This is a genomic window from Campylobacter sp. CH186 (genome assembly GCF_004378925.1).
Classification (GTDB): Bacteria; Campylobacterota; Campylobacteria; order Campylobacterales; family Campylobacteraceae; genus Campylobacter_D; species Campylobacter_D jejuni.
Genome location: NZ_RYYB01000001.1, coordinates 360,681 through 385,395 on the forward strand (window position 1 = coordinate 360,681; position 24,715 = coordinate 385,395).

27 protein-coding genes and 1 pseudogene are annotated in these 24,715 nt (G+C 31.0%); 23 read left to right on the forward strand and 5 right to left on the reverse strand.

Annotated features, from left to right (window positions below):
* Positions 1–78: 78 nt before the first annotated feature.
* From ELQ09_RS01775 to argS, 9 genes are all read left to right on the forward strand, one after another.
* Positions 79–1,242 carry a cyclopropane-fatty-acyl-phospholipid synthase family protein gene (locus ELQ09_RS01775; protein ID WP_134224588.1) on the forward strand — a complete coding sequence of 388 codons (1,164 nt, stop codon included), beginning with the start codon at positions 79–81 and terminating at the stop codon, positions 1,240–1,242.
* A 115-nt stretch (positions 1,243–1,357) separates the two neighbouring features.
* Entirely contained in the window at positions 1,358–2,149 is a 792-nt protein-coding gene (rpsB, locus tag ELQ09_RS01780) for a 30S ribosomal protein S2 (RefSeq protein WP_134224589.1), read from the forward strand.
* Complete coding sequence (gene tsf, locus ELQ09_RS01785) at positions 2,149–3,222, forward strand: translation elongation factor Ts (RefSeq protein ID WP_134224590.1); 1,074 nt, start codon at positions 2,149–2,151, stop codon at positions 3,220–3,222. Before rpsB ends, tsf begins: the two co-directional genes overlap by 1 nt.
* A 12-nt stretch (positions 3,223–3,234) precedes the next feature.
* Positions 3,235–3,870, forward strand: a complete 636-nt coding sequence (locus ELQ09_RS01790) for an ABC transporter ATP-binding protein (RefSeq protein ID WP_002852807.1) — start codon at positions 3,235–3,237, stop codon at positions 3,868–3,870.
* The gene (gene fliR / locus ELQ09_RS01795) at positions 3,857–4,624 is read left to right on the forward strand and encodes a flagellar biosynthetic protein FliR (RefSeq protein WP_002859266.1); all 768 of its coding nucleotides are present in this window, start codon (positions 3,857–3,859) and stop codon (positions 4,622–4,624) included. The genes ELQ09_RS01790 and fliR overlap by 14 nt, the downstream gene beginning before the upstream one ends.
* Before the next feature lie 56 nt (positions 4,625–4,680).
* Entirely contained in the window at positions 4,681–6,357 is a 1,677-nt protein-coding gene (locus tag ELQ09_RS01800) for a highly acidic protein (protein ID WP_134263727.1), read from the forward strand.
* 2 nt (positions 6,358–6,359) lie between these two features.
* Positions 6,360–6,977, forward strand: a complete 618-nt coding sequence (gene gmk / locus ELQ09_RS01805; RefSeq protein WP_070317036.1) for a guanylate kinase — start codon at positions 6,360–6,362, stop codon at positions 6,975–6,977.
* A 1-nt stretch (position 6,978) separates the two neighbouring features.
* Positions 6,979–7,218, forward strand: a complete 240-nt coding sequence (locus tag ELQ09_RS01810) for a twin-arginine translocase TatA/TatE family subunit (RefSeq protein ID WP_002852866.1) — start codon at positions 6,979–6,981, stop codon at positions 7,216–7,218.
* Between the two features lie 11 nt (positions 7,219–7,229).
* Positions 7,230–8,822, forward strand: a complete 1,593-nt coding sequence (argS, locus tag ELQ09_RS01815; protein ID WP_096702613.1) for an arginine--tRNA ligase — start codon at positions 7,230–7,232, stop codon at positions 8,820–8,822.
* A gap of 17 nt (positions 8,823–8,839) precedes the next feature.
* Here the strand turns inward: argS and ELQ09_RS01820 are convergent, their stop codons facing one another.
* Positions 8,840–9,148 carry a multidrug efflux SMR transporter gene (locus tag ELQ09_RS01820; RefSeq protein ID WP_002933241.1) on the reverse strand — a complete coding sequence of 103 codons (309 nt, stop codon included), beginning with the start codon at positions 9,146–9,148 and terminating at the stop codon, positions 8,840–8,842.
* Positions 9,148–9,489, reverse strand: coding sequence for an SMR family transporter (locus ELQ09_RS01825; RefSeq protein WP_096702615.1), 342 nt, complete (start codon positions 9,487–9,489; stop codon positions 9,148–9,150). The genes ELQ09_RS01820 and ELQ09_RS01825 overlap by 1 nt, the downstream gene beginning before the upstream one ends.
* Positions 9,490–9,594: 105 nt before the next feature.
* Between ELQ09_RS01825 and ELQ09_RS01830 the strand changes: the two genes are divergently transcribed.
* The 12 genes and pseudogenes from ELQ09_RS01830 to ELQ09_RS08370 all read left to right on the forward strand — a co-directional run bounded on the left by ELQ09_RS01830 (position 9,595) and on the right by ELQ09_RS08370 (position 18,847).
* Positions 9,595–10,302 (forward strand): YebC/PmpR family DNA-binding transcriptional regulator, encoded by a 708-nt coding sequence (locus ELQ09_RS01830; RefSeq protein ID WP_096702617.1) that lies wholly within the window; start codon positions 9,595–9,597, stop codon positions 10,300–10,302.
* Between the two features lie 9 nt (positions 10,303–10,311).
* Positions 10,312–10,794, forward strand: coding sequence for a peptidylprolyl isomerase (locus ELQ09_RS01835; RefSeq protein WP_070317040.1), 483 nt, complete (start codon positions 10,312–10,314; stop codon positions 10,792–10,794).
* A 155-nt stretch (positions 10,795–10,949) separates the two neighbouring features.
* Positions 10,950–12,392: an outer membrane tyrosine kinase gene (gene omp50 / locus ELQ09_RS01840; RefSeq protein WP_096702619.1), complete on the forward strand. Its 1,443-nt coding sequence runs from the start codon at positions 10,950–10,952 to the stop codon at positions 12,390–12,392.
* 10 nt (positions 12,393–12,402) lie between these two features.
* Complete coding sequence (locus tag ELQ09_RS01845; RefSeq protein ID WP_002822505.1) at positions 12,403–12,630, forward strand: hypothetical protein; 228 nt, start codon at positions 12,403–12,405, stop codon at positions 12,628–12,630.
* Between the two features lie 79 nt (positions 12,631–12,709).
* The gene (locus ELQ09_RS01850; protein WP_096702621.1) at positions 12,710–13,309 is read left to right on the forward strand and encodes a DedA family protein; all 600 of its coding nucleotides are present in this window, start codon (positions 12,710–12,712) and stop codon (positions 13,307–13,309) included.
* Between the two features lie 81 nt (positions 13,310–13,390).
* The gene (locus ELQ09_RS01855) at positions 13,391–14,167 is read left to right on the forward strand and encodes a threonine/serine exporter ThrE family protein (protein WP_134263728.1); all 777 of its coding nucleotides are present in this window, start codon (positions 13,391–13,393) and stop codon (positions 14,165–14,167) included.
* Positions 14,164–14,658 carry a threonine/serine exporter family protein gene (locus ELQ09_RS01860; protein ID WP_002853757.1) on the forward strand — a complete coding sequence of 165 codons (495 nt, stop codon included), beginning with the start codon at positions 14,164–14,166 and terminating at the stop codon, positions 14,656–14,658. The genes ELQ09_RS01855 and ELQ09_RS01860 overlap by 4 nt, the downstream gene beginning before the upstream one ends.
* 70 nt (positions 14,659–14,728) lie before the next feature.
* Positions 14,729–14,992 carry a zf-TFIIB domain-containing protein gene (locus ELQ09_RS01865; protein ID WP_002933229.1) on the forward strand — a complete coding sequence of 88 codons (264 nt, stop codon included), beginning with the start codon at positions 14,729–14,731 and terminating at the stop codon, positions 14,990–14,992.
* 74 nt (positions 14,993–15,066) lie between these two features.
* Positions 15,067–16,017 carry a CDF family cation-efflux transporter CzcD gene (czcD, locus tag ELQ09_RS01870; RefSeq protein WP_088303470.1) on the forward strand — a complete coding sequence of 317 codons (951 nt, stop codon included), beginning with the start codon at positions 15,067–15,069 and terminating at the stop codon, positions 16,015–16,017.
* Positions 16,007–16,201, forward strand: a complete 195-nt coding sequence (locus ELQ09_RS01875) for a cation transporter (protein ID WP_002852760.1) — start codon at positions 16,007–16,009, stop codon at positions 16,199–16,201. Before czcD ends, ELQ09_RS01875 begins: the two co-directional genes overlap by 11 nt.
* Positions 16,201–18,300, forward strand: coding sequence for a copper-translocating P-type ATPase CopA (gene copA / locus ELQ09_RS01880; RefSeq protein WP_070317045.1), 2,100 nt, complete (start codon positions 16,201–16,203; stop codon positions 18,298–18,300). Before ELQ09_RS01875 ends, copA begins: the two co-directional genes overlap by 1 nt.
* Before the next feature lie 79 nt (positions 18,301–18,379).
* Positions 18,380–18,847 (forward strand): annotated as a pseudogene (locus ELQ09_RS08370) (DUF2165 family protein).
* Here ELQ09_RS08370 and ELQ09_RS01900 read toward each other — a convergent pair.
* Positions 18,844–20,373 (reverse strand): DNA polymerase III subunit gamma/tau, encoded by a 1,530-nt coding sequence (locus ELQ09_RS01900; RefSeq protein ID WP_134263729.1) that lies wholly within the window; start codon positions 20,371–20,373, stop codon positions 18,844–18,846. The pseudogene ELQ09_RS08370 and the gene ELQ09_RS01900 sit on opposite strands and share 4 nt — an antisense overlap.
* Positions 20,374–20,376: 3 nt before the next feature.
* Positions 20,377–21,675 carry a transcription termination factor Rho gene (gene rho, locus ELQ09_RS01905; protein WP_057042622.1) on the reverse strand — a complete coding sequence of 433 codons (1,299 nt, stop codon included), beginning with the start codon at positions 21,673–21,675 and terminating at the stop codon, positions 20,377–20,379.
* 109 nt (positions 21,676–21,784) lie between these two features.
* Here rho and ELQ09_RS01910 point away from each other — a divergent pair, with 109 nt between their 5' ends.
* Both ELQ09_RS01910 and ccoS read left to right on the forward strand, forming a co-directional pair.
* The gene (locus ELQ09_RS01910; protein ID WP_134263730.1) at positions 21,785–24,142 is read left to right on the forward strand and encodes a heavy metal translocating P-type ATPase; all 2,358 of its coding nucleotides are present in this window, start codon (positions 21,785–21,787) and stop codon (positions 24,140–24,142) included.
* Positions 24,139–24,345 (forward strand): cbb3-type cytochrome oxidase assembly protein CcoS, encoded by a 207-nt coding sequence (gene ccoS, locus ELQ09_RS01915; protein WP_002852798.1) that lies wholly within the window; start codon positions 24,139–24,141, stop codon positions 24,343–24,345. Before ELQ09_RS01910 ends, ccoS begins: the two co-directional genes overlap by 4 nt.
* Positions 24,346–24,367: 22 nt before the next feature.
* Here ccoS and ELQ09_RS01920 read toward each other — a convergent pair whose 3' ends face one another.
* Positions 24,368–24,670, reverse strand: coding sequence for a cytochrome c (locus ELQ09_RS01920; RefSeq protein ID WP_070317048.1), 303 nt, complete (start codon positions 24,668–24,670; stop codon positions 24,368–24,370).
* Positions 24,671–24,715: the final 45 nt, after the last annotated feature.

A 24,715-nucleotide genomic window follows, 5' to 3' on the forward strand; every position in this document is an offset into this window, starting at 1 on the left:
TTCTTCATTTTTATTAACTTTTAACATTTAAAGAGAGATACTCTAAAATATAATTATTTTAGAATTTAGGAGTATTTTATGTTAGAAAAAACTTTAATCAAATCTATTTTAAAAAAATGGAATTATGGGGATTTTAGAGTTGTTTTTTGGGATAAAGAAGAATTTCTTATCGGAAACAAACCTGCTAAATTTTCTTTAATTTTTAAAGAAAAAATTCCTTTTTTGGAGTTGTTTGGCGATACAAGTTTGGTTTTTGCAAGACATTATATGCAGGCAAAACTTGACATAGATGGTGATTATGATGAAATGGCTAGGGTATTGTATTATTTTTCTAATCAGCAATTTTTTAAAACCAAAAAAGATGTATTGAGTAAAATAACTCAAAAGCAAGAAAGTAAAAATATTAAAAGTCATTATGATATAGGTAATGATTTTTATAAGCTTTGGCTTGATGATACTATGAGCTATTCTTGTGCTTATTTTAAAGAGCCTAACAACACTCTTTATGAAGCTCAAATTAACAAAATAGAACATACTCTTAAAAAACTTGATTTAAAAGAAGGAGAAAAGCTTTTAGATATAGGTTGTGGCTGGGGTTGGCTTTCTATTATGGCGGCTCAAAAGTATGGAGTTAAGGTTGTTGGAATTACTATTTCAGAGGAGCAGTGTAAAAAAGCCAAGGAAAGAGTAAAAGAACTTGATCTTGAAGATAAAATAGAAATAAGACTTCAAAATTATCAAGATTTAGAATTTGAAAATTATTTTGATAAAGTTGTTTCGGTAGGTATGTTTGAACATGTAGGCAAAGAGAATTTAGGACTTTATTTTATGAAAGTAAAACAAGTTTTAAAACCTGGAGGTTCTATGCTTTTACATTCTATTTTAGCCATGTTTGAAGGAAAAACAAATGCTTGGATAGATAAATATATTTTTCCAGGAGGGTATTTACCTTCTTTAAGAGAGGTTGTAAGCGCTATGAGTGAGTGGGATTTTCATCTTCTTTTAGCAGAAAGTTTAAGAATGCACTATGCAAAAACTTTAGATTTATGGGATGAAAATTTTAATAAAGTATTGGACAAGGTAAGGGAAAAATATGATGAAGAATTTATAAGAATGTGGGATTTATACCTTCGTTCTTGCGCCTCTGCTTTTCGTGTTGGAAGCGTGGATTTGTTCCAATTTTTAATCACAAAGGAAATTAATAATAATTTAAGTCTCACTAAAGAATACATATATAAGTAAAAACTAAACTTAAATTTGATAGAATCCTAGCTTCATTTCACACACATCAATCCTTTTTAGCTTGTGTAAATTAAGGGATGTGGAGGAATAAAGCTAAATTTATAAGGAGAAACTCATGGTTAGTATGAGAGATTTATTAGAATGTGGTGTGCATTTTGGACATCAAACAAGACGCTGGAATCCAAAGATGAAAAAATTCATTTTTGGCGAGAGAAAAGGTATTTATGTAATTGATTTACAAAAAACTTTAAGATATTTTAGATATACCTATAGTATTGTTCGTGACGCTGCTGCTGAAGGAAAAACTATACTTTTTGTTGGAACAAAAAAACAAGCAGGTGGAGCGATTAAAGAATACGCTGAAAAATGCGGTATGCCTTATGTAAATCATAGATGGCTTGGCGGTATGATGACAAATTTTGGTACTATTCGCCAATCAATTAGAAAATTAGAAGTAATTGAAAAAATGGAAGAAGATGGAAGTATTAAGCTTTTAACTAAAAAAGAAGCTTTAATGCTTACAAGAAAAAAAGAAAAATTATTAGCTTATTTAGGTGGAATTCGTTATATGAAAACTCAACCTGATATGATTTTTGTTGTTGACACAGTAAAAGAAAAAATTGCTGTTCAAGAAGCAAATAGATTAAGAATTCCTGTTGTAGCTCCACTAGATACAAACTGCGATCCTGATTTGGTAGCTTATCCTATTCCAGGAAATGATGATGCAATTCGTTCAGTGCAACTTTTCTGTCAAGAAATGGCTGAAGCGATTAATGAGGGAAAAGCTTTAAGAGAACAAGATGGTGAAGCTTTACCAAATGAAGAAAAAGAAATCACTGATGAAGAGAAAAAAGAAGTTTTAGATGAAGCGATGAGCGAAGAAGACTTCGGTGAGGAGCAAGAATAATGGCTGAAATCACTGCTGCAATGGTAAAAGAACTCCGCGAAAGTACAGGTGCGGGGATGATGGATTGTAAAAATGCTTTGAGTGAAACTAATGGAGATTTTGATAAAGCAGTGCAACTTTTAAGAGAAAAAGGTTTAGGCAAGGCTGCTAAAAAAGCAGATAGACTTGCTGCAGAAGGTTTAGTAAGTGTAAAAGTAAGCGATGATTTTACAAGCGCAACTGTAAGTGAGATTAATTCCGAAACAGATTTTGTGGCAAAAAATGATCAGTTTATCGCCTTAACAAAAGATACTACAGCTCATATTCAAAGCAATAGCTTGCAAAGTGTGGAAGAACTTCATTCAAGCACAATCAATGGCGTAAAATTTGAAGAATATTTAAAAAGTCAAATTGCAACTATAGGAGAAAACTTAGTTGTAAGAAGATTTGCAACTTTAAAAGCAGGTGCTAACGGCGTTGTAAATGGTTATATTCATACAAATGGCCGTGTTGGTGTTGTGATCGCTGCAGCTTGTGATAGTGCTGAAGTAGCTTCAAAATCAAGAGATTTATTAAGACAAATTTGTATGCATATTGCAGCAATGAGACCAAGTTATTTAAGTTATGAAGATTTGGATATGACTTTTGTTGAAAATGAATACAAAGCTTTGGTTGCTGAACTTGAAAAAGAAAATGAAGAAAGACGCAGACTTAAAGATCCAAATAAACCTGAACATAAAATTCCTCAATTTGCAAGTCGTAAACAATTAAGCGATGCAATTTTAAAAGAAGCTGAAGAAAAAATCAAAGAAGAGCTTAAAGCTCAAGGTAAACCTGAAAAAATTTGGGACAATATTATCCCGGGCAAAATGAATAGTTTTATAGCTGATAATTCCCAACTCGATAGCAAACTTACTTTAATGGGTCAGTTTTATGTAATGGATGATAAAAAAACTGTAGAACAAGTGATCGCTGAAAAAGAAAAAGAATTTGGCGGAAAAATTAACATTGTTGAATTTATTTGCTTTGAAGTTGGCGAAGGTTTAGAAAAGAAAACTGAAGATTTTGCGGCTGAAGTTGCTGCACAACTTTAAAAACGGTTAAAAATGGAACTCTTAAGAGCGGAAAATTTAAGCCATAGTTTTGATTATCCGCTTTTTGAGGGTTTAAATCTTACTTTAAATACCAAAGATTGCATTGCTATTCAAGGGAGTAGCGGTTGTGGTAAATCTACTCTTTTGCATATACTTTCTTCTTTATTGATTCCAAAAAAAGGTGAAGTTTTTTTTAAAGGTTCTAGTCTTTATCAGATAGATGAAAACGAAAGATTAAAAATTCGCCGTTATGATTTTGGTATTATTTTTCAGACACATTATCTTTTTAAAGGTTTTTCAGCTTTAGAAAATATCGAACTTGCTAGTGTTTTATCGGGTCAAGATTTAGATGAGAAAATTTTAAAAAGGTTAGGTATTGATACGCTTTTACATCAAAAAATAGGAAAGCTTAGCGGCGGACAACAACAGCGTGTGAGTATCGCACGTGTGCTTTGTAAAAAACCAAAGATTATTTTTGCTGATGAAGCAACTGGAAATTTGGATTTTGATAATGCTAAAAATGTTATCGAACTTTTAATTTCCTATGTTAAAGAAAATGATGCAGCTTTATTTTTTGTAACTCACGATAGTAAGCTCGCAAGTTTTTGTGATAAAACTTATACTATAAACGCCAATGGAATTTGTTAATTATTTAGGTGACAAAAATGTTGTAACTTTTATGTTGCTTCTTGCTAGAATGAGTGGTCTTATAGTTTTTTTTCCTTTTTTTTCACATAATTCTATTCCTATGGTGATAAAAAGTACTATAGTTTTATTTTTGACTATGTATTTATATCCTTTGGCTAGATTAGAATCTTTGCATTTAGATAGTTTTTTTGTTTTACAGCTTATTAGTGAAGTGATTTTTGGAATGATAGCAGGATTAATGCTTCAAATTATTTTTGCTATTATTATGATGGCAGGCGAGCAGATTGCTTTTACTATGGGATTTACTATGGCAAGTATATTAGATCCAAGTTCTGGAACGAGTATGCCTATTACGGCACAAATTTTAAATTTGCTTGCTTTGATGTTTTTTCTTGCTTTTGATGGTCATCATTTAATGCTTTTGTTTTTAAGTCATTCTTTAGGTTATATTAGTTTAGGTGGATTTTATCCGCATGAGAATTTAATGCATTATTTAAATATGGGTATGTTTAATATTTTCATCATAGGTTTTACTATGAGCTTTCCTATACTTGGAATTTCACTTTTAGCCGATGTTATTTTTGGACTTTTGATGAAAACAATGCCACAATTTAATCTTTTAGTTATTGGTTATCCTATAAAGATAGCTTTAGGCTTTGTAGTTTTGATTGCTATTTTACTAGTTATGATGCAATATTTTAAAAATTTAATTTTAGAACTTTTTACTCATATGCAAACTCTTTTTTTCTCCTAAGGAAAGGATAAATGAAATTATCGTAAAATAGTGATTATTTTTCAAGGATTAAAGTGATGAAAATTTTACTTTTAAATGAAAACCCTGTAGTTTCAAGACTTGTAAGCCTTAGTGCTAAAAAAATGTCTTATGATTTTGAAGAACTTAATGCTTATAGTGAAAATTTGGGTAATTATGATGTGATTATTGTAGATAGTGATACTCCAGCACCTTTAAAAATTCTTAAAGAAAAATGCGATAGATTGATTTTTTTAGCTCCGCGAAACCAAAATATAGATATAGATGCACAAATTTTACAAAAACCTTTTTTACCTACAGATTTTTTAAATTTACTTAATAATAAAGATACAAACAAACATACATCTATTGATTTGCCAATATTAAGTAATGATGAAAATCCTTATGCTGATATAAGCTTGGATTTAGATAATTTAAATTTGGATGATTTGCCTGATGAAAATTCTTTAGATATAAATTCAGAGGGAATAAAAGATTTGAGTTTTGATGATGATGCTCAAAATGATAATGCAAACAAAATTTTAGAAACTCAAAATTTAGAAGATGAAAATTTAGAACAAGAAACAACTAAAGAACAGACTCAAGAAGACATTCAAACTGATTTAGATTTAACTTTAGAAGATAGCAAAAACGAAAAAGAAGACTTAAGCCAAGAACATACAGCTTTGGATACTGAGCCTAGTTTAGATGAGCTAGATGATAAAAATGATGAAGATTTAGAAATCAAAGAAGATGATAAAAATGAAGAAATAGAAAAGCAAGAATTATTAGACGATTCTAAAACAAATGCATTAGAAATGCAAGAAGAGCTTAGTGAATCTCAAGATGATAATGCAAACAAAGCTTTAGAAGTTCAAAATTTAGAAGATGAAAATTTAAAACAAGAAACAACTAAAGAACAGACTCAAGAAGACATTCAAACTGATTTAGATTTAACTTTAGAAGATAGTAAAAACGAAAAAGAAGACTTAAGCCAAGAACATACAGCTTTGGATACTGAGCCTAGTTTAGATGAGCTAGATGATAAAAATGATGAAGATTTAGAAATCAAAGAAGATGATAAAAATGATGAAGATTTAGAAGATAACAAAGAATTACAAGCTAATATAAGCGACTTTGATGATCTTCCTGTGGTCGAAGAGCAAGAAAAAGAAATGGATTTTGATGATCTTCCTGAGGATGCTGAATTTTTAGGTCAAGCAAAAGATAATGAAGAATCAGAGGAAATTTTAGAGGAGTTTGCTCCTGTTGTGGAAGAAGATGTTCAAGATGAAATGGATGATTTTATTTCAAATTTGAGCACTCAAGATCAGATTAAAGAAGAACTAGCTCAACTTGATGAGCTTGATTATGGTATTGATAGTGATAATAGTAGCAAGGTTTTAGAAGATTTTAAAGATGAGCCAATTTTAGACGATAAAGAATTAGGAACAAATGAAGAGGAAGTGGTTGTGCCAAATTTAAATATAAGTGATTTTGATGCATTGAAAGAAAGTGATATACAAGAAGCTCTTGGAGAGGAAATTGTAGAAAAAAATGAAGAGCCTATAGTAAGTAATGCAACTAAAGATGATAATAGTGAAGAGATAGTCAATGAGCTTAGCCAAAGCATAGTAGGAGCGATCACTTCAAGTATTAAGGATGATACCTTAAAAGCTGCTCTTAAGGGTATAAATATGAACATAAATATAAACATTAGCTTTAAAGAGGATTAAAATTGCAAGGTTTTATTTTGTTGATTTCAGGTCCTAGTGGAGCTGGAAAATCAACTCTTTTAAAAAAACTTTTTGATGAATTTGAAGATGAGCTTTATTTTTCTATTTCTTCAACAACTCGCAAACCAAGAGAGGGTGAAAAAAATGGAATACATTATCATTTTATATCCCATGAAGAATTTCAAAAAGGTATAGATGGTGATCATTTTTTAGAATGGGCTAAGGTGCATGAAAATTTTTATGGCACTTCTTTAAAGCACACTCAAGATGCTTTAGATAATGGAAAAATAGTTGTTTTTGATATTGATGTGCAAGGATTTAAAATAGCCAGACAAAAAATGGCTGATAAAATTATTTCTGTTTTTATTACTACAAAAAATAAAGATGAGTTAAAAAAAAGACTTATTAAGCGAAATACTGATACAATAATACAACTAGAAAAAAGATTACAAAACGCTAGTGATGAAATGAAAGAGCTTAGCGAGTATGATTATCTTATCATTAACGATGAGTTAAAGCAAAGTTATGAAGCATTGCGAGCGATTTTAATCGCCCATAAATTTAGAACCAAAGGGCAGAATCTAGGGCAAATTCAAAATATTTGGAATAAAGGAGAATAAAATGGGTGGTTGGTCAAGTCCAAGTCATTGGTTGATTATTTTATTGATTGTTGTATTGCTTTTTGGAGCAAAAAAAATTCCAGAACTTGCAAAGGGTTTAGGCAAAGGTATTAAAACTTTTAAAGATGAAATGAATAATGATGATGAAGTAGCAAAAAATACTCAAAAAATAGAAGAAAACAAAAACACAACTAATAATACAAATGCTGATGCAAGTATAGACGAAACAAAAAAAGCTTAAGGTTTAGTCTTTTGAAAAGTATTATTTTTAATGAAATTAAAAAGATTTTAGAGTGTGATTTTACACTTGAAAATCCAAAGGATAAAAATTTAGCACATTTTGCTACCCCTTTGGCTTTTTCACTGGCTAAGGAATTAAAAAAATCTCCTATGTTAATCGCTAGCGACTTAGCGAACAAATTTCAAAATCATGATTGTTTTGAATCGGTTGAAGCTGTAAATGGGTATTTAAATTTTAGAATTTCCAAAACTTTTTTAAATGAGCTTGCAAATCAGGCTTTAACAAATCCAAATGATTTTACTAAAGGAGAAAAAAAACAAGAAAGTTTTTTGCTTGAATATGTGAGTGCAAATCCTACCGGGCCTTTACACATAGGACATGCAAGAGGCGCTGTTTTTGGAGACACCTTAACAAGACTTGCAAGACATTTGGGCTATAAATTCGATACAGAATACTATGTCAATGATGCGGGTAATCAAATTTATTTACTAGGGCTTTCTATTTTACTAAGTGTGAAAGAAAATACACTTCATGAAAATGTTGAATATCCAGAGCAATATTACAAAGGCGAATATATAGCGGATTTGGCAAAAGAAGCTTTTGAAAAATTTGGTAAAGAATTTTTTAGCGAAGAAAATATCCCTAGTTTGGCTGATTGGGCAAAAGATAAAATGCTTGTTTTGATTAAACAAAATTTAGAACAAGCAAAGATTAAAATTGACAACTATGTAAGTGAAAGATCGTATTATGATGCTTTAAATGCAACTTTAGAATCTTTAAAAGAGCATAAAGGAATTTATGAGCAAGAAGGTAAAATTTGGCTTGCTTCTTCGCAAAAAGGCGACGAAAAAGATCGTGTAATTATCCGTGAAGATGGACGCGGGACTTATTTGGCAGCAGATATTGTTTATCATAAAGATAAAATGAGTCGTGGTTATGGAAAGTGTATTAATATCTGGGGAGCAGATCATCATGGTTATATCCCTAGAATGAAATCTGCGATGGAGTTTTTGGGATTTGACTCTAATAATCTTGAGATTATTTTAGCACAAATGGTTTCCTTGCTTAAAGATGGAGAGCCTTATAAAATGAGTAAAAGAGCAGGAAATTTTATCTTGATGAGCGATGTAGTTGATGAGATAGGAAGTGATGCTTTGCGTTATATCTTTTTGAGTAAAAAGTGTGATACTCATTTGGAATTTGATATTAGTGATTTGCAAAAAGAAGATAGCTCTAATCCTGTATATTATATCAACTACGCACACGCTAGAATTCATCAAGTATTTGCTAAAGCTGGTAAAAAAATCGATGATGTAATGAAAGCTGATTTGCAAAGTTTAAATCAAGATGGCGTAAATTTGCTTTTTGAAGCTTTGAATTTAAAGGCTATTTTAAACGATGCTTTTGAGGCTAGAGCTTTGCAAAAAATTCCTGATTATCTTAAAAATTTAGCTGCAAATTTTCATAAATTCTACAATGAAAATAAAGTTGTAGGCTCTGCAAATGAAAATGATTTACTGAAATTATTTTCTTTAGTTGCTCTTAGTATTAAAACTGCATTTTCTTTAATGGGTATTGAAGCGAAAAACAAAATGGAACATTAAAACAGCATTTTGCTGTTTTAATAATTTAGCAAAAATACTGCTATTATTACGATAATGATACCTAAAATTCCTATTTTGTTTAATTTTTCTTTATATAAAATCCATCCACCAAGACAAGTTCCTATGATGCCTATAGCACCCCAAGTTGAGTAAGCTATGCTTAAAGGAACATATTTTAAAGAAAAAGAAAGTAGAAAAAAAGCAAGTATAGCATTGATAATAGCAGCCAAGCCCCAAATTTTATGCTTAAAACCATCTGATTTTTTTAGTAATAAATTTGCTACGATATCTAACAATGCCGATAGAATAATGATAAAAATATACATTATTCTTTAACCTCGCCTATATTAATCATGATAATTCCAATGATAGAAAGAACAATGCCTAGAATTTGAGTTAAGGTTAAACTCTCTTTAAAAACTATAAAAGAAACTAAAAGTATAAGAATAATCCCTAAAAGTTCCCATACAGCATAGGCTATGCCTATTTGAATTTTTTTAATCGCTTTACCCATAAAAAAATAAGAAAAAGCTATAAATAAAGCCATGAATATATAGCCTAAAATTTGATTTTCCATTTTTAAAAAACTAGTGCCTAAAACTTCAAATACAATAGCAGCAATCAAGAAAAACCAAGCAACAAAAAGTTCTTTTTTTGCGATATTCAAAAACTTCTCCTAAAATAAATGGTAAAATCATACCATTTAAAGCTTTAATTAGCCTTTTTAGTTTATACTTTTAAGTTTGAAAATCTTTAAAGAAAGTGAGAATTTATGGGACGAGCATTTGAATACCGAAGAGCTTCTAAAGAGGCTAGATGGGATAAAATGAGCAAGCTTTTTCCTAAGCTTGCTAAAGCCATACAAGTAGCTGCTAAAGAAGGTGGCGCTGATCCTGATATGAATCCAAAATTAAGAAGTGCCATAGCTACAGCAAAAGCAAATAATATGCCAAAAGATAATATAGATGCAGCTATTAAGCGTGCAAGTGGAAAAGATAGTGTAGATATTAAAAACATTCATTATGAAGGAAAAGCTGCACACGGAGCTTTAGTTATAGTTGAATGTATGAGCGATAACCCTACACGCACTGTGGCTAATGTAAAAGCTATTTTTAGCAAGAATGGTGGAGAAGTTTTACAAAATGGATCTTTAGGCTTTATGTTTACTAGAAAAGCGGTTTTTCATCTTGAAAAATTTGCAGGAGATTTAGAAGAATTAGAACTTGATTTGATCGATGCAGGGCTTGAAGAATTAGAACAAAATGAAGAAGAGTTGGTAATTAGCGGTGATTATACTGCTTTTGGTGAGCTAAGCTCTGCTATAGAAACTAAGGGTTTAGTTCTTAAAAAAGCAGGACTTGAATACATACCAAACAATCCTGTAAGCTTTAGCGAAGAACAGCTTAGCGATATAGAAAAACTTTTAGATAAGTTAGAAGATGATGATGATGTTCAAGCTGTTTATACAAATATAGATTAAGGAGAAATAATGATAAAAACAATCGACACAAGCAAAGTAAATGAATACAAATTTGCTCTCATAGAAACTGAAAAAGGCACAATGAAACTAAAACTTTTTGGCGATGAGGCTCCACAAACGGTTTGTAATTTTGCTATTTTAGCTAATGAAGGATTTTATAAAGATTTAAATTTTCATCGCGTGATCCCAAATTTTGTCATACAAGGAGGTTGTCCGCACGGCAATGGTATAGGTGGACCTGGATATGAAATCATTTGTGAATGTGATGATCAAGAACATAAACATGAGCGTGGAACTTTATCTATGGCACACGCAGGACGCGATACGGGTGGTTCTCAATTTTTCATTTGTCACAGCCCTCAAGCTCATTTAGATGGAGTTCATACTGTTTTTGGGCAAATTGATCCAAAAGATAAGGAAAGTTTAGAAGTTTTAGACTCTATACGCCAAGGAGATAAAATTCTAGATATAAAAATTTGCGATAAAATTTAAAATTTTAAAACTTTTTTGAAGCTATAATTTACAAAGCTAGTCCATAAGTTTGACTAGCTAAAAATAATTAACACATAATTTTTTTTAAAGCTTTTTTTTCTATAATTATAATTTTATTTCAGTTAAATGTAACAAAATTACAAGGAGTTATGATTATGAAAACTAAGTTTTCACTTATTTTAAGTGCTTGTCTTCTTTCATCTTCACTTTTTGCTAAAAATGCAGATGATGAGATAACTAAGCTTCAAAAACAGCTTGCGCAAATTCAAGCCGAACTTGCACAAATCAGAAAAGAAAGAGAAGCTCAAGCTAAGCAAAATGAAGCTGTAAAAGCTGAACTTGCCGATCTTAATGATAGAGCTGATGAAACAGAATTTCAAGCTGCTTTAAGCAAGGTTAAATTTGGTCTTGAATTCTCAACTGCTGTATCAAATACAAACTTTAATCATATCCCTTATACAGAAGGTCAAACAAGTGGATATAAAGATTATAGTGTAAATAACAAATGGATGAATGAGCTTCATTTAAATATGAATGCTGATATTAATGATAAAACCAAATTCTATGGTCGTTTATCTATGGCTAAAAATTGGTCTCAAATGGGTTGGAGTGGTACTCCTTATGACTTAGATGCGGGAAGAAACACAAGAACAAGTGGGCCTGTACTTTATGTAGATAGGGCTTATCTTGACTACTATATCACACCTGAGTGGATTGCGACTGTAGGAAGACAACCAGGAACCGATGGTCCAGGAAGTAATCTTAGAAACAATGCTTTAAGACAATCCACTTATCCAGCCTTAGCAATCAACGCTCTAGGTGATGCAGCAGTGATCACTTATAAGCCTGAAAGTTTGCAAGATCATAAGGTAGCTATCCGTGCAGCTTATGGTAAAACTTACCAATGGGATGAAGAAGGTAAGGTAAGAGACTGGATGAGCGATCAAAAAGATGCTGATGCAAATCTTTATTATGCTGCAGTAGAAGGAGAACTTCCTATAGAAGGTATGGGAGATAATCTTATTATCTTCAATGTAGCTCATATGACTGATTTTGCATTGCCTATTCCAGGATCGACATTATTAGATGATGATGGAGTTATTAATTTAGGTAATCTTACTTTAGCTAATATTCATTTTGAAAATTACAAAGCTTTTGGAACAAATTTTAATTGGTTCGCATCTTTGGGATATTCTAATGGAAGCAATAATGAGATAAATCCATTATTAAGTGCAGCTCTTCAAAAACAAGGTTATGGTGATGGAAAATTCAATGAAAAAGATGGCTATGCGGTACATGTAGGTGGACGCTATGATTTTACCAAGGCTTTAAAAGTAGGGTATGAGTTCTTCTGGGGAAGTAGATACTGGTATACTATGAGCCGTCCAAGTATCAACGATCCGCTTAATATAAGAATGACAAGAGGAACGGCACATGATTTTTATGTGATTTATCAACTTGATAGATATCAATTCTTACGCTTAAGCTATACCAATATCCAAAACATTTGGGGCAATCGTGGCTTACCATTTGGTGGAGCGAAAAAAGATAAAGCAAGAGCTGATAATATCATGTTAATGTATAATGTAAAATTCTAAGGAGCAAAAGATGAGAAAAATACTTTTTGCAAGTTTATTACCTATCATTGCTTTGGCTGATTGTGCAAGTTTGATGGCAAAATACGAAGCTCCAGAGCCAGAGTCAAAAACAATGAAACAAGTTGAACGTTGGATTAATAAAAAAGTTAGTGATCCAGCTGATGCTGCTGTTTTAAAAGAGTGCATGATCGCTCGTGCAGCAGACAATCCAAATCAAGTTTCAGTTGCAGGTAAATAAAAAAAGCGGTGTAAAACCGCTTTTTACTGTTTAATTTTTTAGCTACAATTTTTTAAAATTTTCTTCAAATAAGGCTAATATGCAAGAAATCATTTCTTTTATTGTTGAGACGGCTAGTGCTTGGGGGTATTTGGGTATTATTATCTTAATGACCTTAGAGAGTTGTTTTATACCTTTTCCAAGTGAAGTTGTTATGATACCTGCTGGATATTTAGCACATAAAGGTGAACTTGATGTCACTCTTTGTATACTTAGTGGGACTTTAGGTTCTGTTTTAGGGGCTTTGATTAATTATTATATTTGCTTTTTTTGGGGTAAAAATTTTGTATTAAAATGGGGTAAGTATTTTGGTATAAATGAAGCCAAATTTGCTAAATTTGAAGAATTTTTTAACAAACATGGGGAATTTTCAACCTTTACTTGTCGTCTTTTACCAGGAATTCGTCAGTACATCTCTATGCCCGCAGGTTTGGTAAAAATGAAACTTGTAAATTTTATACTTTTTACTGCGCTTGGTAGTGCTATTTGGGTGGCTATACTTGTATTTTTGGGTTATTATATAGGACAAAATGAAGAGTTGATTAAAACTTATTTAACTCAAATTTTAATCATTATAATTATTTTTGTGATTTTCGCAAGCTTAATTTATATCAAAATCAAAAAGCCTTTTAGTAAATGATTTAAATTGTAAATCTTTTTTTCTTTATTATTTTCAAATTTGCTATAATTATAATAAATTCAAGTTAAAGATGATTAAAATATGGAAAAACCTGATATACAAAGATTAACTAATTTTTTAATCGTATATACTAAAACTTTATTAAGCGCTGGAACTTATACAGCTAGGGTAGCAAAATGCGTAGGAAGAATAGCCGAGGTTTATGGCTATGAGATCAATATCAATTTCTTTTTTCATCATATTACTTTAAATATTGTAGATATAGATGATAACTCTATTCAAAGAACTTATGTTATACCCAATCATCATGCCCATGTTAATTTTAAGCTTATTTTTGATTTAAGTGCTTTAAGCTGGGCTATATATGATCACAAATACGATCTTGAAAAAGCAAAAGTCGTTTTTGAACAAATTTCTCAACAAAAAAAGCATTCTTATTTGCTTAATCTTTTATTTGTTTCTATGGCAAATTCGGCTTTTTGTAGGCTTTTTGGTGGTGATTTTGGCGCTGGAAATTTAGTGTTTCTTGCAACTTTTGTGGGATTGTTGTTAAGATATATTTTAACTAAAGCAAAGATTGATTTAAGAATTCAATACATCCTTTGTTCTTTTGTCTCATCGTGGTTTGTATTTTTTGGACTGGATATGGGATATACCAATACCTCTGATGTGGCTTTGGGTTCTAGTATCTTGTATCTTATACCAGGGGTATTTTTTATAAATTCTGTGATTGATATATTAAAAGATCATATTTTAATGGGGTTTAGTCGTATTATCAGCGTGGCTATTTTGATTTGTTGTATAGCACTTGGAATTTACATGACGCTTAGTATTTCAGATTTTGGGATTTTAAGATGATTGAATTTATTTTAAGAGATATGTTTTTTGCTGCTGTGGCGGGATTTGGCTTTGCTTATGCTTGCAATCCACCTTTAAAAACCCTTATTTTATCTGCTCTTTTAGCGGCAATTGCACATGGGCTTCGTTTTACTTTGGTGGAATATTTTCATTTTCAAACTTTAGCAATCGCAACTTTTGTTGCCTCATTTTGCATAGGATGTTTAGGAATTGCTTTAGCAAAAATCATCAAAACCCCTGCTGAAATTATCGCTTTTCCTGCTCTTATTCCTATGATACCTGGAATTTATGCTTATAAAGCGATTTTGTATCTTATTTCTTTTATACGCAGTGATGATTTGAAGGCTAAGTCTGAATTTTTGGTTCAATTTTTTGATTATTTTTTTACAACCGTTTCTGTGACTTTGGCTCTAGCTATAGGAGTGAGTGTTACTTTGCTTATATTTTTTGAACAAAGTTTTATGATGACTAGACATGCAAAAAAACATTAAAACTTGTTGTAAAATTGTTTAATATTTCTTTTTATAATTTTAAATCAAAAATTTAAAAAAAAGGTATTGTATGTTATGTCCAGTTTGTAATGTAGATTTGATTATGAGTGATAGAAGTGGAGTTGAGATTGATTATTGTCCAAAGTGTCGTGGCGTTTGGCTTGATCGTGGAGAACTTGACAAAATCATAGAACGCAGTGTCCCTAATACAGCAAATTTTAACCAAGCTCCAAGACAAGAGTCAAGATATAATGACTCAGCTTATCATCAGCACAATGATTACTATAAAAAGAAAAAGAAAGAAAGTTGGCTAGGTGAGCTTTTTGACTTTTAATTTTTATAAAAATAACAAATATTTATATCTTTTTTAGCTTAATATCTTAAAATGTCAAGCAAAAAGGATATAAGATGTATAAATTTTTATCACACGAGCCTTTAGCTAACAAATCTTGTCATCATAATCACGAAGAACATTCTCATGAACATCATCATTCCCATGCTGATGCAAGGAGTATGGATAAAAAGATTTTAAGAATTTCTCTTTTAATGACTTTTTCTATGATGCTTGTGCAATTTATTTATTCAATCCTTTCAAATTCTTTGGCACTTTTAAGCGATACTTTGCATATGTTTTCTGATGTTTTTGCCTTAGCTCTTAGTTTTTTAGCTATTATAGCTGTAGAAAAATGGCAAGATCATCAAAAGACCTTTGGGTATTTTCGTCTTGAAGTTTTAGTGGCTTTTATCAATGCTTTAACCATTATTTTATCGGCTTTATTTATCATTTATGAGGCTATAGAAAAATTTATTAATCCAAAAGAAATTGACGCTAAAACCATGATAATTGTAGCTATTTTAGGCTTTTTGGTAAACGGGGTTAATGCTTTGATGATGTTTAAGGGTGCAAATTTAGAAAATGTCAATATGAAATCCGCTTTTTTACATATGATGAGCGATTTATTGGGTTCTTTAGCGGTTATTATAGGTGGGATAGTGGTGTATTTTAGCGGTATTGTTTATATAGATACGATTTTAGCTATTGTATTATCAATCTTGCTTTTAAGATGGGCGATTATCTTGCTTAAACAAAGCACTAATGTCTTGCTTGAAAGTTCTCCTGTGGATATAGAAAAAGTAAAACAAGTTTTGCTTTTAAATCCTAGTGTGGATGAGGTGGTGGATTTGCATATTACTCAAATTACCAATAAAATGCTAGTAGCTTCTATGCATTTAAAAGTGAAAGTTTGTGATCTAAAGGAATTTGAAAAACTATCTCAGGATTTATCCCATAAATTACTACATGAATTTGAAATCGGACACATTACTATACAACCTATAAGGAGTGAAAATGAAATTTAAAGTAAAAAATGTTAATTGCATGAATTGTGTAAATTTGATTAAAAATTCCCTTGAAGATGAATTTGGAAATATAGAAGTGGATTTGGAGCAAAAAATTTTAAGTTTAAATTTAGAAGAAAATCAAGTATCAAATTTTACAAAAGAATTTCAAGATTTAGGTTTTGAGATTGTGGAGCGTTTATAATGGAAGAATTGCGTATAAAAATAGGTAAAATGACTTGCGTTAATTGTTCTAATGCCATAGAAAGATCTTGTAAAAAAATTGATGGTGTTAAAGATGCTAGCGTTTCTTATGTGAATTCTAGTGGGGTTTTTTTACTTGAAAATCAAGAAAAACGCAAAGATATTATTGCAAAAATTAAAAATTTAGGCTTTGAAATTTTAGAAGATGAACAAAGCTTGAATGCATACAAGGCAAAAAAACACTTAGAATTAAGAAAAAATTTGCTCTTAAGTATAGTTTTGAGCGTGATTATTATGTATTTTGAAATGTTTGTTAAAAGTTCTTTTTCACAAAATATCCAAATGGCTTTGAGTTTTTTTGGGATATTTTATTGCGGGAGAGACTTTTTTTCTCATGCTTTTTTAGGCCTTAAAAGCAAAAATTTAGATATGAATACCCTTGTAGCTTTGGGGACTTTGAGTGCTTTTGTGTATTCTTTTTTAGTGTATTTGCAAATTTTTAAAGAAGAAGATTTGTATTTTAGTGGTGCAATGATGATTATTTCCTTTGTGCTTTTAGGAAAATATCTTGAAAGTAAGGCTAAATTTAAAGCACAAGATTATCAAAGGATTTTAGAAAATATAGACACAAAAAAGACAAAAATTTTGCTTGAAGATGAAAGTATTAAAGAAATTCCAAGTTCTTTTGTCAAAAGTGGCGATGTGCTTTTGGTAAAAGAAGGAGAAAGCATTGTTGCAGATGGAGTGGTGCTTTTAGGAAGCGCAGAGCTTGATATGAGTTTTTTAAATGGGGAGTTTTTGCCTGTTTTAAAAAAAGAAGGCGATGAAGTTCAAGCAGGAGCAGTAGTTTTAAATGGTGCTTTAAGGATTAAAGCAAATAAAAAGGCTATGGATAGTACTTTAGAGCAAATCAAAAATCTAGTTTTTGAAGCAGGAAATATCAAAAGTCCTTTGGCAAATTTAGCAGATCAAATTTCTAAATATTTTATAGGGGGTATAATATTTTTTGCTTTTTTAGTTTTTGTTTTTTGGGTGGTAAAAGCAGATTTAAATACAGCTTTTTTGCACGCTTGTGCTGTGCTTTTGATCTCTTGTCCTTGCGCTTTAGGTCTTGCAACGCCTATAGCTTTGGTTGTGGCAAGTTCAAATGCGGCAAAAAATTTCATTCTTATTAAAAATCCTGCTGCTTTGGAAAAATTAGCCTTAGTTAAGTATGCTTTTTTTGATAAAACAGGTACATTAACAAAGGAAAATTTGAGTATTTTTAAGCATAATCTTTCTAAAGATGATTTTGATAAATTATGTCAAATTGAAAGTTTAAGCTCTCATCCTATAGCCAAGGCTTTACATAAAGATCAAATTTTTGATTTAAAGGGTGAAGGAAGAGTGATTGTGGGTTCTGGCATAAAATACAAAGAAGATAGTGATATTTATCTTGTAGGTAGTGCGGAGTTTTTGCACGAAAATGAAGTTGACACAAAAGAAAGCGATATCTTTTTTGATTCTTTTAAAGAATATGCTAGGGTGTATTTTGCTAAGAATAAAAAGTGTTTAGGCAGTGTTTTATTAAGCAATGCTTTAAAAGATGGGGCTAAAGAGCTTGTGTTAAATTTAAAAGGGCAAAATCTTAAAACTTTTATTTTAAGTGGTGATCATATAGAAAATGTAGAAAAAATAGCCAAAGAATTACAAATAGATGAATTTCATGCTCAACTTAAGAGTGAAGAAAAACTACAAATCATTCAAAAATTTAAAAAAACTCTTTTTATAGGAGATGGGATCAATGATGCGGCGGCTTTATCTGCTGCAAGCGTGAGTATGAGTTTTTCAAAGGCAAATGAACTTGCAAAAAAAACAGGAGATTTTATCTTGATAAAAGATGATTTATCAGCGATTTTTAAATGCTTTAAACTTGCTAAAAAAACACGCAGTATTATCAAGTTAAATCTTTTTTGGGCTTTTATATATAATATATTTTGCATTCCTATCGCAGCAGGATTTGTACCTTTTATCACTTTAAGTCCTCATATAGCAGCGTTTGCAATGTGTTTTAGTTCTGTTACTGTAGTGCTTAATTCTTTAAGACTTAAAAGAATTTAAAAATTTAATTTTTTTAATAATATATTATTAAAATGGTATAAATGTAACAAAAATGTTTTTGCATAAGTAAAATGATTAGATTTTCAAAAATTATTTTGCATCGTTAGCAGGTATAGTGGTTTTTGGAAATGTGATAGATTACAATTCTAATTTCCAATTTGTTTCGCATGTGATGAGTATGGATGCAAAGCCTAATTTATTTAGGTAATGCTATGTTTATAGGGTTATTACTTTTCCTGTGATTCATCATATAAGCTATATAGCAATTATTCTTTTTGAACTTTTATTGCCTTAACAGCTCTAAAAAGGTGCTTATGATATGTTTAAAGCTAGAAATTTAGATGTTCAAAACTTTCATAATGTTAAGATTTTTGGGATTATTTCTTTAATTTGTTGTTGTATTTTATGGTTTGCCTTCCAAGTAGTTGCTGCAGAATGGTTTGAAATGTGGATGAGTAATGTTTGGAACGGTTTACCTGATGCTACAAGATTGGTAACTTATATGTTTTTAGCTTTGATTTTCATCTCTCTTAAAAATGATGATTAATTTTCTATACTAGGCTCTCCAAAACAATCTTTAAGAGCCTCTTTAAGATCTTCTTGTGGGTCAAATTTTTTGGCCCCTTCTTTAAGCATATTAATAGAACTTTGAATATCTATGTTTTTATTTTCATTGTTTGGTAATTCTTGAGTTAAGGATTGAAGCTTATTTTCATCAATTGTTAGTGCTTTTTGCACATTAATTTTAGCATTTTCTCCAAATTTAGCTTTAAAAAGTTCTTGTATGAGTTTAAAACCTTTATTGAGTGTGTCGCGATTTTGTCCTTGTGCGTTTGAGCTTATATTTAAAGTATTGTTTTCAAAACTAATAAATTTTGTGCTTTGTTTAAAGCATTCTGCAAGATCAAAATCCCTATCATAAATACTATCAAGCAAGATTTCATAAGCATTTTTTTCTATTTTTTTCTCAAGATTAGGCATGATAGGAGAAGGCGTGATCCTAGGTGTAATATTTGTTGTATTTTCTTGTTTGATTTCTTGGATTTGTGCGTCAATTTCTTTTAAATGACTTGCTTCCATCATCATAAAAGCCATAACACAAAGTGTAAAGCCATCATCATCACAAAGCATATTTTTAGCTTTTGATAAAATACGGAAAAATCTTTCATAAATTAAAGTAGAAAATTCTGTACTTTTTGCAAAAAAACTTTCTTTTAAATAAAAAAGCATTTCATCAATCACGCTTGAGGCTTCATAGTCTTGTAATTCTTCCAAATATGCAAAAACTTTTTCTTTGTCTTTTGTTAAAATAGCCTGATAAAAGGCTTTGATTTTTTGAGGATCTAAAAAGCCTAGCATATCTGTAATTTTACTAATGCTGATTTCATTTTGACAAAAAATAATAGCTTGGTCAAGCAAGGTTAAAGTATCTCTTAAAGATCCGTTGCCACTTCTTGCTATAAATTTTAAAGCTTCTTCTTCAAATTTAACATTTTCTTTAAGTAAAATTTCTTTAAGATGATTTAAAATTTCACTTTGTGGAATTTGTTTAAAGCGAAAATGTTGCGTTCTTGAAAGCACAGTAGCTGGAAGTTTTAAAGGATCTGTGGTTGCAAGTATAAATTTAACATAGCTTGGTGGTTCTTCTAAGGTTTTTAAAAGCGCATTTGCAGCCTGTTGGGTAAGCATATGCACTTCATCGATGATGAAAATTTTAAATCTTGCCATAGAAGGGGTGTATTTGGTTTGTTCGATTAAGGTTTGTATGTCTTCAAGTCCACGGTTGCTTGCAGCATCCATTTCTATAATGTCTATATGTTTGCCTTCAAGTGCTGCAAGACAGTGTTTGCAAGTACCACATGGAGTATCACTTGGCCCTTGTTCGCAAACTAAAGCACGAGAAAAAATTCTAGCACTTGAAGTTTTTCCACTTCCTCTAAGTCCTGAAAAAAGATAAGCATGAGCTAAGCGATTATGATTTAGAGCGTATTTTAAACTTACGCTAACTGTTTTTTGTCCTATGAGTTCATCAAAGGTTTTTGGTCTGTATTTAATCGCTAAAGCTTGAAGCATTTTCTACTCGTTCATTATAGATAAAAGTTCTACATTGTCTTTGGTTTTAAGCATTTTAGAATATAAAAATTTCAACGCCTCAACATCATCCATTTGAGAAATTGCTGAACGGATTGCCCAAATTTTTTGAAGATTTGCTACGCCTTGGAGTAATTCTTCTTTTCTTGTTCCTGATTTGATGATATTAATTGCAGGATAAATTCTTCTATCGGCGATATTTCTATCAAGAACTATTTCGCTATTTCCTGTACCTTTAAATTCTTCAAAAATTACATCATCCATTCTTGAACCTGTATCAATTAAAGCTGTAGCAACTATGGTTAAAGAGCCTCCATTTTCTATATTTCTAGCTGCGCCAAAGAAGCGTTTTGGTTTATGTAGGGCATTAGCATCTACCCCACCGCTTAGGACTTTTCCGCTGCTTGGAGTTGCGGTGTTATAAGCACGCGCCAGTCTTGTGATGCTATCAAGTAAGATAATAACATCTTTACCTGTTTCTACCATTCTTTTGGCTTTTTCTATCACGAGTTCAGCTACACGCACGTGATTATAAGCAGGTAAATCAAAAGTAGAACTAAAAACTTCACCTTTTACACATCTTTGCATATCGGTAACTTCTTCAGGTCTTTCATCGACTAAAAGCACGATTAAATGCATTTCTGGGTGGTTTTTTGCAATAGCAGCAGCAAGTTCTTTCATAAGCTCTGTTTTACCTGTGCGTGGTGGAGCAACGATGAGTCCGCGTTGTCCTTTTCCTATAGGAGTAAAAAGATCCAAAACACGACCAGTAAGCTTCATAGCATCGTATTCGAGTTTGATTTTTTCTGTTGGAAAAATAGGGGTTAAGTTATCAAATAAAGGTCTTTCTTTGGCTTCTTGCAAAGGTAGATAATTGATCGCTTCGATTTTTAAAAGAGCGTAGTATTTTTCTTGATCTTTTGGTTCTCTTACCTGTCCTGTAACGATGTCGCCTACACGCAGAGCAAATTTTCTAATTTGTGAATTTGAAACATAAGCGTCATTAACACTATCGCTAAGATTAGAGTCCATGCCTCTTAAAAAGCCATAACCTTCAGAAGAAATTTCTAAAATCCCTGTAAAAAGTATGAAACCGCCTTTTTTTGTTTGTGCTTTTAAAATTTCAAAAATAAGTTCTTGGCGGCGAAATTCTCTTGGATTTTCGATTTCACATTCATTAGCGATTTTAACTAGATTTTCTAGATCTAATAATTTTAATTCTTCGATTTTATAACCTTCCACTGGAACGTGGGTTCTTTGATGTTGTTTTTTTTCTTTTTCCATAAGTCCTCGTAAGATTTAGCAGAATAATTTTTGTAAAATGTGATTTTAGTAAAAAAATGCACTTTTTGTCAAATTTTGTTTATAATTATAAAAAATATTTTTTTAAAGAATGATTATGAAATGTGAACATTGTAAACTTGATTATAAACAGGCTCAAATGATAGAGTATAAGGGTAAATTTTTTTGTTGTAAGGGTTGTGAGAGCGTTTGGGAAATTTTACATGAAAGTGGACTAGATGAGTTTTATGAAAAGCTTGGAAATCAAACCTTAAGCCCTGTAAATTTTCAAAATGAAATGAAAAATTATGATGAGTTTATCACTAAAACCAAAGAAGGATTTAGTGAAATTTATCTTATGATACATGGTATAGAATGTGCAGCTTGTGTGTGGCTTAATGAGAAAATTTTAACCAAGCAAAAAGGAATTTTAGAACTTGATATCAATCATTTAAGCCATAAAGCACGCATTGTTTTTGATGAGCAAAGTATTTCTTTGGTGCAAATTTTAAGACTTATTGAAAGCATAGGTTATAAAGCGAGTGCTTATGATGCGAGCAAGGCTTCAAAAAAAGCGGATTTACTAAAAAGGGAATTTTATTCTAAGCTTGTTGTGGCTATAGCTTGTGTGATGAATATCATGTGGATAGCAGTGGCAAAATACGCAGGACTTTTTAGCGGTATGGATAAGGATACTAAGGATATTTTAAATTTTGCTGAATTTATCCTTTGTTCTCCTGTGCTTTTTTATACGGGATCTCATTTTTATAAAAGCGCTTTTAAAACTTTAAAAATGCATAGTTTAAATATGGATGTATTGGTAATTAGCGGAGCGAGTTTGGCTTATGTTTATTCTTTATGGGCTATGTTTTTTAGGGTAGGGGAGGTGTATTTTGACTCCGTGGCGATGATAATTTGCTTTGTATTTATAGGTAAATATCTTGAGATGTTTAGTAAAAAGCGTGCTTTAGATACTATAGATGGGCTTAATGATTTTTTACAAAATGAAGTTTTGGTTTTTAATGGTAAAGAATTTGTTCCTAAAGAAGTGCAAAAGGTTTGTTTGGGAGATAGAATTTTACTTAAAACTGGAGATAAAATTTTAATCGATGGGATTTGTAAAAGTGGTGAAATGAGTGTGGATACTTCTTCTTTAAATGGAGAAAATATCCCAAAACTCATACAAAAAGAAGATGAAATTTTTTCAGCTTGTATAGTGCTTGATGGAAGTGTGGAGTATGAAGCAACAAAGCTTTACAAAGATTCAAAACTCAGTCAAATTATTCAGCTTTTAGAACTTGCAAGTTCTAAAAAAGCAAAACTTGAAAGTTTGGTCAATAGTCTTTCGGCTTATTTTTCTAGAACGGTTTTATTGATTGCTTTTATTTGTTTTGCTTTTTGGTTTTTTTACAAGGAAGCAAGTTTTGAAATTTCTTTAGTCAATGCAATTGCGGTTTTGATTATCGCTTGTCCTTGTGCTTTGGCTTTAGCAACACCAGTGAGCAATCTTGTGGCCTTAGGTAGGGCTTTAAAAAAGCATATTTTGTTTAAAAGTTCTAGCGTGATAGAAGATTTAAGCAAATGTGATTGTGTGATGTTTGATAAAACAGGTATTTTGACTAAAATAGAGCTTGAACTTAAAGAGGTTTTTTTGGATAAAGCGCTTGATTTAAATGAGCTTTATAATTTTGTAAAACTTTCTAAACACCCTATCTCTCAAAATATTGCGTCATATTTAAAGCAAAAAGGAGCTAAGGATTTAAATTTAGATTTTAAAAAGCATTCGAGTATTCAAGCTAAAGGTTTAAGTGCTGAGTTAAATGAAGAGTTGCTTTTAGGTGGAAGTTCTAAATTTTTGCAAGAAAAGGGTATTGTAACTAAAGAATTTGATAATACGCATTTTATTTTTGCTAAGGAAGGTAAAATTTTAGCTTTTTTTGAGTTTGATAGTGTTTTAAGAGAAGGTGCAAAAGAGCTTATTGCTTATCTTAAAAAAGAAAAGAAAGAATTAATGATACTAAGTGGCGATCATCAAAAAGCAGTGGAAAAAATAGCTAAAAAGTTAGAAATTCAAAATTATCAAGCTTCTTGTTTGCCTGAAGATAAAATGAAAACTATAGAAAATTTAAGCAAAAATTACAAAGTTTTATTTGTAGGCGATGGGGTAAATGACGCTCTAGCTTTAAAATACGCAAGTGTTTCGATGACTTTAAGAGAAGGAAGTGATCTAGCTATAGAAAGTAGTGATGTTTTACTTTTGAAAAATGACTTGCTTTCTTTAAAAAAAGCCATAAAATTATCTAAAAACACCTTTAAAATTATCAAGCAAAATCTTGCTTTTTCTTTGTTTTATAATGCTTGTACCATACCTTTGGCTTTTTTGGGCATGATTAATCCTTTGTTCGCTGCTATTTCTATGTCTTTTAGTAGTATAATAGTCGTTTTAAATGCTTTAAGGATCAAAGAATGAATAGTATAATCATGATGATGATAGGGGTGTCTATCTTAGCGTTTTTTATCATTTTGGCAACTTTGCTTTGGGGGATTAAAAATAAGCAGTTTGATGATGATTATAAATTTACTACTTTAAATGACGATGAGGATTCTTTGCGTGATGCTATAGAATTAGAAAGGCGTAAAAAAGAAGCTTTGGATAAAAAAAGGCTTTCTTAAAAAGGAAAGCCTTTTTAAGAAATTATTTTAAAGTTTCAATATGAGCTTCAATAGCTTTAAAATCTTCTTCAGTTAAACCTTTAAGGTTAAGTTTCATGATCGCACCTTGACCATAAGCATTTCTTTTGCCTTCTGAATATTCTTTCATGTATTGAAGTCTTTCAGCAGAAGAAAGAGTTTTTAAGGCTGGAACTTTGTTTAAGTAAACTTTGTCAGCATTTGCACCATGGCATACTGCACATTTTTTAAAAAGTGTAGCACCATCTGCAGCAAAAGCAGAAACGCCAATACATGCCAAAGCAGAAACTACTAATAATTTTTTCATTTGTTTTCTCCTTAGTAAAAATTAGATTGCTAGGTATTATATATC

Bases quoted from the DNA above. Each gene is read 5' to 3' on its own strand.
- ELQ09_RS01775 (WP_134224588.1), top strand. From the start codon at position 79: ATGTTAGAAAAAACTTTAATCAAATCTATTTTAAAAAAATGGAATTAT.
- rpsB (WP_134224589.1), top strand. From the start codon at position 1,358: ATGGTTAGTATGAGAGATTTATTAGAATGTGGTGTGCATTTTGGACAT.
- tsf (WP_134224590.1), top strand. From the start codon at position 2,149: ATGGCTGAAATCACTGCTGCAATGGTAAAAGAACTCCGCGAAAGTACA.
- ELQ09_RS01790 (WP_002852807.1), top strand. From the start codon at position 3,235: ATGGAACTCTTAAGAGCGGAAAATTTAAGCCATAGTTTTGATTATCCG.
- fliR (WP_002859266.1), top strand. From the start codon at position 3,857: ATGGAATTTGTTAATTATTTAGGTGACAAAAATGTTGTAACTTTTATG.
- ELQ09_RS01800 (WP_134263727.1), top strand. From the start codon at position 4,681: ATGAAAATTTTACTTTTAAATGAAAACCCTGTAGTTTCAAGACTTGTA.
- ELQ09_RS01810 (WP_002852866.1), top strand. From the start codon at position 6,979: ATGGGTGGTTGGTCAAGTCCAAGTCATTGGTTGATTATTTTATTGATT.
- ELQ09_RS01820 (WP_002933241.1), bottom strand. From the start codon at position 9,148: ATGTATATTTTTATCATTATTCTATCGGCATTGTTAGATATCGTAGCA.
- ELQ09_RS01830 (WP_096702617.1), top strand. From the start codon at position 9,595: ATGGGACGAGCATTTGAATACCGAAGAGCTTCTAAAGAGGCTAGATGG.
- ELQ09_RS01835 (WP_070317040.1), top strand. From the start codon at position 10,312: ATGATAAAAACAATCGACACAAGCAAAGTAAATGAATACAAATTTGCT.
- omp50 (WP_096702619.1), top strand. From the start codon at position 10,950: ATGAAAACTAAGTTTTCACTTATTTTAAGTGCTTGTCTTCTTTCATCT.
- ELQ09_RS01845 (WP_002822505.1), top strand. From the start codon at position 12,403: ATGAGAAAAATACTTTTTGCAAGTTTATTACCTATCATTGCTTTGGCT.
- ELQ09_RS01850 (WP_096702621.1), top strand. From the start codon at position 12,710: ATGCAAGAAATCATTTCTTTTATTGTTGAGACGGCTAGTGCTTGGGGG.
- ELQ09_RS01855 (WP_134263728.1), top strand. From the start codon at position 13,391: ATGGAAAAACCTGATATACAAAGATTAACTAATTTTTTAATCGTATAT.
- ELQ09_RS01860 (WP_002853757.1), top strand. From the start codon at position 14,164: ATGATTGAATTTATTTTAAGAGATATGTTTTTTGCTGCTGTGGCGGGA.
- ELQ09_RS01865 (WP_002933229.1), top strand. From the start codon at position 14,729: ATGTTATGTCCAGTTTGTAATGTAGATTTGATTATGAGTGATAGAAGT.
- czcD (WP_088303470.1), top strand. From the start codon at position 15,067: ATGTATAAATTTTTATCACACGAGCCTTTAGCTAACAAATCTTGTCAT.
- ELQ09_RS01875 (WP_002852760.1), top strand. From the start codon at position 16,007: ATGAAATTTAAAGTAAAAAATGTTAATTGCATGAATTGTGTAAATTTG.
- copA (WP_070317045.1), top strand. From the start codon at position 16,201: ATGGAAGAATTGCGTATAAAAATAGGTAAAATGACTTGCGTTAATTGT.
- ELQ09_RS01900 (WP_134263729.1), bottom strand. From the start codon at position 20,373: ATGCTTCAAGCTTTAGCGATTAAATACAGACCAAAAACCTTTGATGAA.
- rho (WP_057042622.1), bottom strand. From the start codon at position 21,675: ATGGAAAAAGAAAAAAAACAACATCAAAGAACCCACGTTCCAGTGGAA.
- ELQ09_RS01910 (WP_134263730.1), top strand. From the start codon at position 21,785: ATGATTATGAAATGTGAACATTGTAAACTTGATTATAAACAGGCTCAA.
- ccoS (WP_002852798.1), top strand. From the start codon at position 24,139: ATGAATAGTATAATCATGATGATGATAGGGGTGTCTATCTTAGCGTTT.
- ELQ09_RS01920 (WP_070317048.1), bottom strand. From the start codon at position 24,670: ATGAAAAAATTATTAGTAGTTTCTGCTTTGGCATGTATTGGCGTTTCT.